Genomic DNA, 10047 nt, shown 5'->3' with positions numbered 1-10047 from the left:
ACACCCACCCACCCAAAACGATCAATAGGGGACCCAAAACCCCTTGCCCAAAACCGGACACCACCCCAAACCCGCCACCCCGAACCCACCACCGCCCCGAACCCGCCACCATCCCGAACCCGCCACACAAGACGCCACCATCGCCGAACCCCACCCCACCGCGTCAGCACCGAGCAACAGACCCCCGCTGGCGACGCAGAGGACTCAAATCCCAGAGCGAACGAAGGGGACGGCTCCCAGGGCGAACGGGGGGACGGCAGAGCCGCTAGGCCAAAAACACTGCCCGAGCCGAAGGCGAGGACCTTTCCGCCGGGCCCGGCGCCGTATCAGGCGCCGGAACCACCGCACCCCGTCCCACCGCGTCGGCGCCCCCGTACACGAGCACAACAGCGGCCGACAGTACCTCGGTCGGCGCCCGGTACACGAGCACGACGGCGGCCGGGATACGAGCCGCGCGGGCCAGGAGGGCGGAGGTCCGGGTGTGGAGGTCGGGGGTGCGGAGGGCGGGGTTGGGGGGGCGGCAGGGCCGGTAGGCCAAAAACACTGCCCGAGCCGAAGGCGAGGACCTTCTCCGCCGGGCGCGGCACCGTATCAGGCGCCGGAATCACCGAACCTCGTCCCGCCGCGTCGGCGCCCCCGTACACGAGCACAACAGCGGCCCGAGGATACCCCGCCCGTCGCGTCGGCGCTGGGATGGGGAGCCTCGCTCGGTGGCCGGGGGCCGGGGCGGGCTGGGGGTTGATTCTGGTACGAGTGGGGGCTGGGCGCAAGAAGTGGATTGTATCGAGCAAATAACGATGCTTCATTGGCCGAAGCGCGCATGTGAGGACATCGGGAAGATCATCATCAAATGACCGTTTCGGCGGACTCATCCTATCTATCTTTAGCGGTAACAACGGACAAACGGTACTTCTAGTGGATAAACCTCGCGAAGGCTAGAAGAATGAGGCCGCAGCAGAGGGCTTGACACCCATCTCATCCGATGTAACCATCGCAAAAAATTGCAGAACTATGAAAATGGATTCGAGTAACTCGAATGCAAGGTGGTCGAAAGTCATCGAGCGTCGACAAGGCGTTCGAACTCATCCGCGCGGTCTCCGAGACGGGCCGGACGGGCGTCACGCTTGGCGAGCTCGCGCGCCAAGCGGGCGTAGCCGTCAGCACCGCCCACAGGTACGTCACGTCGCTGCTCGAACTCGGCGTGCTCGACCGGGACGCGGCCGGCTCGTACCACCTCGGGGTCACCCTGGTCGCGCTCGCCGGGCAGTACCTGGAGGAGGACGGCCTGCGGGCGGCGGCGCGGCCGTACCTGGTCGAGCTGGTCGAGCTCAGCGGCGAGACGGTCCACCTCGGCGTCCCCGTCGGTGACCAGATCGTCTACATCGACAAGGTCGAGAGCGCCAAGTCGGTGCGGCTGGTCTCGCGCATCGGCAGCCGCATCCCCCTGCACTGCAGCGCGATGGGCAAGGCCGTGCTCGCCCTGCTGGACGGGCGGTACACCGAGGAGGTGCTCGCCGGTCCCCTCGACCGCCGCACCCCGCGCACCCTCACCGGCAGCGCCCTGGCCGCCGAGCTGGCCGTCATCCGGGGCCAGGGGTTCGCGATCGACGACGAGGAGAACGAGGACGGGGTCCGCTGCGTCGGCCTGCCGATCATGAACGCCTCGGGCCAGCCGGTCGCCGCGTTCAGCGTGTCGGCGCCCGCCAACCGGTTCAGCATCGACGACTGCCACCGCCTGGCGCCGTCCGCGCTGGCGATGGCGGAGGAGATCAGCCGCCGCATCGGCTACGCGGCCACCCGCGACACGACGTTCTCCGCGAGCCGCCCGAGGACACGCGCGGGCGGCGGCCCGTTCGCGGAGGCCAGAGACCCCTGACCGCCACCCGCGCGGATGACCGGCCACGTATCCGCCATCTGAGGCGGACCGCCCGCCCGACCAGCCCCCCAGCACAAGACCGGCCCCTACGCCGGTCGCCCGAACAACGGACCGGCCCCCACGCCGGTCCCCGAACAGCGAAGCCGCCCCCACGCAGCCACCCGAACAGTGAACCGGCCGCCCGAGCGGCACCCCCACCGAAGACCGAAGACCGAACCACCCGAGGAGTCGAAACGGATGTCCGCCGCCCTATCGCCTGACGCCCACGTCATCGTCGTACGCAACCCCGGCACGGGCGAGCGCCTCGGGGAGGTGGAGGCCATGGACGCCCGCCGCGTGGCCGAGGTCGTCGAGGCCGCGGCGGAGGGCCAGCGGGCGATGTCCGCCATGCCGGCCCACGAGCGGGCCGAGCTGCTGCGCCGGGTGGCCGACCTGGTTGAGGCGGAGACCGAGAGCCTCGCCCTGCTGCTGGCCGGGGAGAACGGCAAGCCGCTCCCCCAGTGCCGCGGCGAGGTCGAGGCCGCGGTGCGGATCTTCCGCGGGTACGCCGGGGAGGCCACCCGGCTGTTCGGGCGGCAGATCCCGATGGACGCCGTGCCGGGCCTGGAGCGGCACCTCGCCGTCACGATCCGCGAGCCGCTCGGCGTGGTCGCGGCGCTCGTCCCGTTCAACTACCCGGTCGAGCTGTACGCGCACAAGGCGGCCGCCGCGCTCGCCGCGGGCAACGCGGTCGTCGTGCAGCCGCCCGCGCGCTGCCCGCTGGCCCTGCTGCGCGTCGCCGAGCTGGTCGACCGGGCGGGCGCGCCCGCGCACGCCCACCAGGTGGTCACCGGCGGGGTGGCGGTGTCCCAGGCGCTCGCCGAGTCGCCGGGGATCGCGGCGGTGAGCCTCACCGGGAGCACGGCCGCCGGCCGGGAGATCGCCCGCCTGGGGTCGGGGACGCTGAAGAAGGTGTTCCTCGAGCTCGGCGGCAACGACGCGCTCATCGTGTGCGACGACGCCGACGTGGACGCCGCCGCGCAGGCGGTGGTGCTCGGCCGGCTGGCGCGCGGCAACGGGCAGATCTGCTGCGCGGTCAAGCGGGTGTACGTGCAGGACGGCGTGCATGACGCGTTCGTGGAGTCGCTGCTCGGCCAGACCGCCAAGCTGTCGGTGGGCGACCAGCTCCTGGAGTCGACCGACGTCGGCCCGCTGATCGCCGAGGAGGCCGCGGAGCGCGTCGAGGCGGCCGTCGGGCGGCTGGTGGCGGACGGCGCCCGGCTGGTCGCCGGGGGCGGCAGGCGCGCGGCGTTCGTCGACCCGGTGGTGCTGGTGGACGTCCCGGCGAGCAGTGAGGCGTTCGCCGAGGAGATCTTCGGGCCGGTGGCGCCGGTGGCCAGCTTCGCCGACCCGGCGGACGCCGTGCGGATGGCCAACGAGTCCCCGTACGGCCTGCACGCGGCGGTGTTCACCCGGGACGTGAACCGGGCGTTCAGCGTCGCGAAGCTGCTGGACGTCGGCGCGGTGATGATCAACGGGTCGACCGCGATGCGCGCCGAGAACCTGCCGTTCGGCGGCACCAAGGACACGGGGGGCCACCGCGAGGGCCTGCACGAGACGGTCCTGGACTTCACCCGCCAGAAGACGATCGTGCTGATGGGGGCCTTCGGATGATCCTGGAACTCCGGGGCGTCCGCAAGGACTACGCCGGCGTCCAGGTGCTGCACGGGGTGGACCTCGTGGGCCGCCGCGGCGAGGTGCTGGCGGTGGTCGGCGCGAACGGGGCGGGCAAGTCCACCCTGATCAAGATCCTTGCCGGTGCCCAGCCGATGAGCGAGGGCGAGATGCGGATGGACGGCGAGCGGGTCGAGATGCGCTCGCCGCACGACGCCCACGCCCGGGGCATCCGGACCGTGTACCAGGAGATGTCGCTGGTGCCGGGGTTGTCGGTCACCGAGAACCTGCTGATGGGCGGCTTCCCCCGCCGCCGCGGCGGGCTGATCGACTGGCCGGCGGCGCACGCCCGCGCCCGGGAGCTGCTGGAGAGCATCGGTTTCGGGGCGATCGACCCGCGCACGATCGCCGGCCGCCTGTCGGTGGCCCGGCAGCAGATGGTCGAGATCGCCAAGGCGCTGGTGGACGAGCCGCGCGTGCTGGTGCTGGACGAGCCGTCGGCGGTGCTGGCCGGCACCGACCTGGAAGCGCTGTTCGCGCTGATCCGCCGGCTGCGGGACCGGGGCGTCCTGGTCGTGTACGTCTCCCACCGGCTCGCCGAGGTGCTGGAGCTGGCCGACTCGATCGTGGTGATCAAGGACGGCCGGGTGATCGGCTCCACCGAGCCGTCGCGGACCAGCGAGAACGAGCTGATCGGCCTGATGGCGGGCCGGCGGCTGGAGCAGATCTACCCGGCCCGGCGCGCGGACCGCGGCGAGCCGGCGCTGCACGTGTCCGGGCTGAGCCGCGGCGGCGAGTTCGAGGACGTCTCGTTCACCCTGCACGCGGGCGAGATCGTCGGGTTGTTCGGCCTGGTGGGCTCGGGCCGCAGCGAGCTGGCCCTGTGCGTCTTCGGCGCCGAGCCCGCGAGCGCGGGCGAGGTGCGCGTCGCGGGCGGCCCCGGCGGCTTCCGCACGCCGGGGCAGGCGATCGCCGCCGGGCTCGCGCTCGTCACCGAGGACCGCAAGGGCAGCGGGCTGGTGCTCGGGATGACCGTCGCCGACAACATCATGCTCGCGACGCTGCGCGCGACCACGCGGGGCCCGCTGATCGACTTCGGGCGGCGGCGGCGCAAGGTCGCCGAGATGGTCGAGCGGCTGGACATCCGGCCGGCGCACTGCGCGTCCATGACGACGCTCCACCTCAGCGGCGGCAACCAGCAGAAGGCCGTCCTGGCCAAGTGGCTGCTGACCGGGCCACGGGTGCTGATCCTCGACGAGCCGACCCGGGGCGTGGACATGGCCACCCGGGTCGAGATCTACCGGATGATCGACGACCTCGCGCGCGAGGGACTCAGCGTCCTGCTCATCTCCTCGGACCTGACCGAGGTCCTCGGCGCCACCGACCGGGTGCTGGTCATGAACCAGGGCCGCATCACCGGCGAGGCCCGGTCGGACGCGGTCACCGAGGACGAGGTCCTCACCTACGCGATCGGAAGGACCGCATGACCGACCAGCTCGCCGGACCCGCGCCGGCCACGACGACGGCGCGCGGGAGGCGGCTGCCCCGGCTGGTGGTGGGCGGGCGCGACCTCACCGTGCAGGCCGCGTTCGTCACCCTCATCGTGCTGCTGGTCGCGACCGCCGCGCTCACCTCGGACGTGTTCCTGACCCCGGCCAACCTCACCAACCTGCTCAAGCAGATGGTCACGACGGGCCTGCTGGCGTTCGGCATGCTGGTGGTCATCCTGACCGGCGGCATCGACCTGTCGGTGGGGTCGGTGGTGGCCTTCTCCGGCATCGTCACCGCGGGCCTGGTCGCCGGGCTCCCGATCCCGCTGGCCATGGCGGTCGGCGTCGCGACGGGCATCGGGTTCGGGCTGGTCAACGGGGTGCTGGTCGCCCGGTTCGGGCTGGCGCCGTTCGTGGTGACGCTGGCGGCGCTGACGACCATCCGGGGGCTGGCGTTCGTGTACTCCGAGGTGCCCATCGCCCCTGAGGACCCGGCGTTCTTCACGCTCGGCTCGGCGCTGGCCGGCCCGATCCCGGTGAGCACGCTCATCATGCTCGCGGTGTTCCTGGCCGGCGGGATCTTCCTGACCCGCACGCCGGCGGGCCGGTCGATCGTCGCGATCGGCGGCAACGCCGAGACCGTGCGGCTGGCCGGCATCAACGTGCGCCGGCACGTCGCCCTCGCGTACACCATCAGCGGCGCCTGCGCGGGCCTGGCGGGCGTCATCCTGGCCAGCCGGGTCGGCATCGCCCAGCCGAGCGTCGGGGTCGCCTTCGAGCTCGACGCGATCGCCGCGTGCGTCATCGGCGGGGCGAGCCTCGCCGGCGGGCGCGGCTCCACGCGGGCCACCTTCGGCGGCGTGCTGGTCCTGGTCCTGATCAACAACCTGCTCAACCTGTACGGCGTGCAGAGCTTCTGGCAGCAGGTGCTCAAGGGATTGATCATCATCGCCGTGATCCTCGTCCAGCGCACCAACCGGGTGCGTACCTGACACCACACCTCACCTATCGGAGGTCCCCCTTATGAACGCGAAGAGGCTGCGCGGCATCCTGTTCACCGGCCTGCTGGCCGCCGGCCTGACCGCCTGCTCGTCCGGGTCGGGTGACCCGGCCCCGGCCGGGTCGGCGTCGGCGTCGGCGTCCGGCGACGGGAGCTACACGATCGGCGTCGCCAACTTCATGCTCAGCGGCCCCTACTTCAGCGGCATGGACAAGGCGATCGCCGCCCAGGCCAAGAAGAAGGGCAACGTCGAGATCATCAGCACCGACGCCAACGGCGACGCGGCCAAGCTGGCCTCCAACGTGGAGGACCTGCTGAGCAAGAACGTCGACGCCGTCATCATCTCCGGCGGCCCCCTGGAGTCGGCGCCCGCCGCGCTGAACGCCATCAAGGCGGCGGGCAAGCCCGTCGTCCTGGTGGACCGCAAGTTCCAGACCGGCGAGTACACGAGCTGGATCGGCCCGGACAACGAGGCGATCGGCAAGCAGGACGGCGAGTTCCTCGCCGAGAAGCTACCCGACGGAGGCAAGGTCGCCATCATCAAGGGCGGCCCCGCCGACAACAGCATCGGTCTGGCCCGCACCAACGGGGTCAAGTCGGTGCTCTCGGCCAAGCCGTCGTTCACGCTGGTCGAGGCCCCCGACTTCGGCAACTGGGGGTCCGACGGCGGGTTGTCGGTGATGGAGAGCCTGCTGGCGTCCAACGCCGACCTCAAGGCGGTGTTCTGCGAGAACGACGCGATGTGCCTGGGCGCCCAGCGCGCCATCGCGGACGCCAAGAAGACCAAGCAGATCATCATCGCCGGCGTCGACGGGCAGGCCGAGGCGCTCAAGGCGATCCTCGACGGCACCAACTACGCCGTGACGGGCCTGAACGACGCCGACATCATCGGCAGCCAGGGCCTGGACAGGGCGGTCGACATCCTCAAGGGCACCAAGGTGGAGAAGGACACGGTCGTCCCCTCCCCCCGGGTCACCAAGGAGAACGCGTCCCAGTACTACGACCCCAACGGCGCCTTCTGAGGAGGTCCCCAACCGCTGGTCAGGTGGCGGGCGGCGACGCCACCGGGCCCGGCGCGTGACGCGAACCCGCGTCACGCGTGCTCGGCCAAGGCTCCATCGTCCATTGGAGGACACACCTGATGCCACACACCGTACGACGCGTCGTGCGCGGGGCGGCCCTCGCCGCGGTCACCTCGAGTCTCGTCATCGCCGGATCGCTGGCGGCGGGCACGCCCGCGACCGGCGCGACCGCCAAGCCTCCTGCCCCCAAGGCCGCGGCGGCCGACGACCCGACCCGCCCCGGTTGGAACCTGCTCTACAACGAGGACTTCTCGGCGCCGATCAACACCGGGAACGCCCCGTGGGTCAAGGAGAACTACACCACCCCGTTCGACACGATCACCGACGACGCCGGGCAGTGGTACAAGAACGACTACGGCCCGGCGTGGACGACCGCCTTCAACTCCTTCTCCACCTACCGCAAGGAGTTCACGGTCGGCCAGAACGGCTGGCTGACGGCGTCGCTGTCGGCGCGTGACTTCAACAAGGACGGCGTCATCGAGTCCCCGCCGTCGATCACCACCCAGGCGCTCGGCAGCGAGCACGTCGCGGTGCTCAACGTGCCGGAGTCCACCGGCGGCGCGGTCTTCCGGCCCACCAGCAAGCTGCCCGACCAGTACCGCATCGAGTACAAGCTGAAGACCCTCGACTTCGGCGGCAAGCGCAACGGCACGATCAACTACGGCGGCCGGATCAACGGGTACGGCACGGCGGGCTGCAAGACGCAGCACCCGTGGGGCGAGGGCTCGCGGTCGCCCGGCTGGACCGGGGACGCGTCGGTGCCGTACTGCGAGTGGCAGAACGTGCGGGAGGGCACCTACGGGTACAACGGGTACCACTTCCTGTCGATCGTGGACTTCGCCAACCCGGCGCCCCGCAACAACCACTTCTGGCACTACCACCGCAAGGTGCTGATGGACGCCTTCTCCCAGCACCCCGACCGGGTGGGCTCGGGCACGGGCGGGCGCGTCTGCGACGCCTCGAACAACACGTACTACAACTACCGTGACAGCAGCTTCAACACGGTGAACATGTGGATCAGCGGGATGCCGAACTACGCCCCCGGCCCCGGCGGGCTGCCCGGCAACTCCCAGTGGTTCATGACGAGCTGCTCGGGCGGCGTCGCCGAGCAGCAGCTCTCCTCGGCCGCCGAGCTCCAGCCCGAGCTCATGCCCAATTCGTCCTACACCTTCGCGATCGAGCGCGACGCCACCGGCTACACGCTGGAGGCCAGCGGCAACTTCGCGCGGGCCGGGCAGCGGACGCTGCGGTTCCACCGCAACTTCGTCGTCGGCAACGACCCGATCTGGCACTACAACGTCAAGGCCTCGGAGTACGACGGCCGGTTCAACGGCAACCTCGTGCAGAACGACGCGCACGGCAGCACGACCTGGCCGAACCAGTGGCCGTCGGGCTCGGCGTACCCGGACTACTTCGTCATCGGCGACCTGTACACCAACGTCTACGAGGGCAGCGCCAGCCTGACCGACATCCGCCTCTACACGCCGAGCACGACCGGCGGCACCAACCTCGCGCTCAACAAGACCGCCACCGCCGACAGCCAGTGCGCGGCCAACGAGGCGCCGGCCAAGGCGGTCAACGGCAGCGTGACGGGCGGCAACACCGACAAGTGGTGCTCCCTCGGCTCGAGCAAGTGGATCCGCGTCGACCTCGGCGCCTCGACCACGGTCGGCCGCGTCGTCCTGAAGCACTCGGGGGCGGGCGGTGAGAAGACGACCTGGAACACCCGCGACTTCGACGTCCAGGTGAGCACGAACGGCACGACCTGGACCACGGTCGCCTCGCCCAGAGGCAACACCGCGAGCATCACCACGCACACGTTCACCCCGGTCGCCGCCCGGTACGTGCGCGTCAACATCCTCGCCCCGACCAGCGACACCGACCCCGCCGCGCGACTGTACGAACTGGAGGCCTACGCCTCCTGACCCTCCTCAGCAGGGCCCGGCCACCCCGGCCGGGCCCCCTAGACGGCGGGGGACAGGCGCATGCGCAGGCGTACGCGGGAGCGGCCGCTGAGCTGGCGGATGGTGAACTCGTCGCAGAGCTGGGCCATCAGCCACAGCCCGAAGCCCCGGTCGGTGGGGCCGGGGGGGCGGCGGCGGTGCACGTCGGAGGGCGTGAGCCGCCCGGAGGTGTCGACCACGTCCACGGTCAGGTCGGCCTCGTCGTGCCAGATGGTCAGCGTGCCGTCGCCCCCGCCGTGCTCCAGGACGTTGATCGCGGCCTCGTTGGCGGCGATGAGCAGGTCGTCCAACCGGGGCCCGCTCAGGCCCGCGCGGGCCGCGTGACGCAGGAGCCGCTGCCGCAGCAGGGTCAGGTCGGCCGTGATCGGCCAGTGGCCTCGTTGGTCGTCGCTCACGCGTTTTCCCTTGGGGTGAATGCCGTATCTGGATCTCACCGGGGGGCTACCGACTCGCCTACCAGAAACAGGGCGGTTGCAGAGAAGCTACACCCTGAGCCCTACCCGGTGTGCCCGCGTTAACCATCGGACGCCCGGCGGGCGCCGCCCTAGCGGGGGGACGGCTGGGCGCGCAGCTCGGCCAGCGCGTCGGCGCGGGTGGGCTGCACGGCGAAGAACTTCACCAGGCCGGTCGTCTGGAAGACCCGGGACAGGCGGGGATGCAGGTCGGTCAGGGAGATCACGCCGCCCCGGTCGGTGATCAGCGTGCGCAGGGCCAGGAAGATGCGGATGCCGGTGGAGTCGCAGAAGGTCAGGCCGGCCAGGTCGAGCACCATGTTGCGGTGGTCGGGGGTGAGATGGGACACGGCCTGCTGCCGCAGCTGCTCGGCGTTGGTGTAGTCCAGCTCCCCGCTCAGCGCGACGATGAGCGTGCGCGGGAGCGTGTCGTCGGGGTGGGGATCGAGCTGGACTGCGGTGGTCACGAGAACACCTTCCGCGAGGCGAACGGACGGATCGGCGAGCGTCCCATCGTATCGCCGCCGCCC

8 protein-coding genes are annotated in these 10047 nt (G+C 71.1%); 6 read left to right on the top strand and 2 right to left on the bottom strand.

Annotated elements, in window-relative coordinates:
* The first annotated feature begins 1036 nt into the window (after positions 1–1036).
* The 6 genes from NYZ98_RS31745 to NYZ98_RS31720 all read left to right on the top strand — a co-directional run bounded on the left by NYZ98_RS31745 (position 1037) and on the right by NYZ98_RS31720 (position 9026).
* On the top strand, positions 1037–1876 hold the full coding sequence (locus NYZ98_RS31745; RefSeq protein WP_262847276.1) for an IclR family transcriptional regulator: 840 nt from the start codon (positions 1037–1039) through the stop codon (positions 1874–1876).
* Between the two features lie 237 nt (positions 1877–2113).
* The gene (locus NYZ98_RS31740; RefSeq protein WP_262847275.1) at positions 2114–3529 is read left to right on the top strand and encodes an aldehyde dehydrogenase family protein; all 1416 of its coding nucleotides are present in this window, start codon (positions 2114–2116) and stop codon (positions 3527–3529) included.
* Entirely contained in the window at positions 3526–5016 is a 1491-nt protein-coding gene (locus NYZ98_RS31735; RefSeq protein WP_262847274.1) for a sugar ABC transporter ATP-binding protein, read from the top strand. The genes NYZ98_RS31740 and NYZ98_RS31735 overlap by 4 nt, the downstream gene beginning before the upstream one ends.
* Positions 5013–6011, top strand: coding sequence for an ABC transporter permease (locus tag NYZ98_RS31730; RefSeq protein WP_262847273.1), 999 nt, complete (start codon positions 5013–5015; stop codon positions 6009–6011). Before NYZ98_RS31735 ends, NYZ98_RS31730 begins: the two co-directional genes overlap by 4 nt.
* 31 nt (positions 6012–6042) lie before the next feature.
* Positions 6043–7041 (top strand): substrate-binding domain-containing protein, encoded by a 999-nt coding sequence (locus NYZ98_RS31725; protein WP_262847272.1) that lies wholly within the window; start codon positions 6043–6045, stop codon positions 7039–7041.
* Between the two features lie 119 nt (positions 7042–7160).
* Entirely contained in the window at positions 7161–9026 is a 1866-nt protein-coding gene (locus tag NYZ98_RS31720) for a discoidin domain-containing protein (RefSeq protein ID WP_262847271.1), read from the top strand.
* 38 nt (positions 9027–9064) lie between these two features.
* Here NYZ98_RS31720 and NYZ98_RS31715 read toward each other — a convergent pair whose 3' ends face one another.
* The gene (locus NYZ98_RS31715; RefSeq protein WP_262847270.1) at positions 9065–9460 is read right to left on the bottom strand and encodes an ATP-binding protein; all 396 of its coding nucleotides are present in this window, start codon (positions 9458–9460) and stop codon (positions 9065–9067) included.
* A 149-nt stretch (positions 9461–9609) separates the two neighbouring features.
* The gene (locus NYZ98_RS31710; protein ID WP_262847269.1) at positions 9610–9984 is read right to left on the bottom strand and encodes an STAS domain-containing protein; all 375 of its coding nucleotides are present in this window, start codon (positions 9982–9984) and stop codon (positions 9610–9612) included.
* Positions 9985–10047: the final 63 nt, after the last annotated feature.

This window comes from Sphaerisporangium corydalis (genome assembly GCF_025506355.1).
In the GTDB taxonomy this organism is placed as follows: Bacteria; Actinomycetota; Actinomycetes; order Streptosporangiales; family Streptosporangiaceae; genus Sphaerisporangium; species Sphaerisporangium corydalis.
This window is presented reverse-complemented; position numbering and strand designations above follow the sequence as displayed.

Coding starts and splice junctions, on each gene's coding strand:
- NYZ98_RS31745 (WP_262847276.1), top strand. CDS start 1,037: ATGCAAGGTGGTCGAAAGTCATCGAGCGTCGACAAGGCGTTCGAACTC.
- NYZ98_RS31720 (WP_262847271.1), top strand. CDS start 7,161: ATGCCACACACCGTACGACGCGTCGTGCGCGGGGCGGCCCTCGCCGCG.
- NYZ98_RS31730 (WP_262847273.1), top strand. CDS start 5,013: ATGACCGACCAGCTCGCCGGACCCGCGCCGGCCACGACGACGGCGCGC.
- NYZ98_RS31725 (WP_262847272.1), top strand. CDS start 6,043: ATGAACGCGAAGAGGCTGCGCGGCATCCTGTTCACCGGCCTGCTGGCC.
- NYZ98_RS31735 (WP_262847274.1), top strand. CDS start 3,526: ATGATCCTGGAACTCCGGGGCGTCCGCAAGGACTACGCCGGCGTCCAG.
- NYZ98_RS31740 (WP_262847275.1), top strand. CDS start 2,114: ATGTCCGCCGCCCTATCGCCTGACGCCCACGTCATCGTCGTACGCAAC.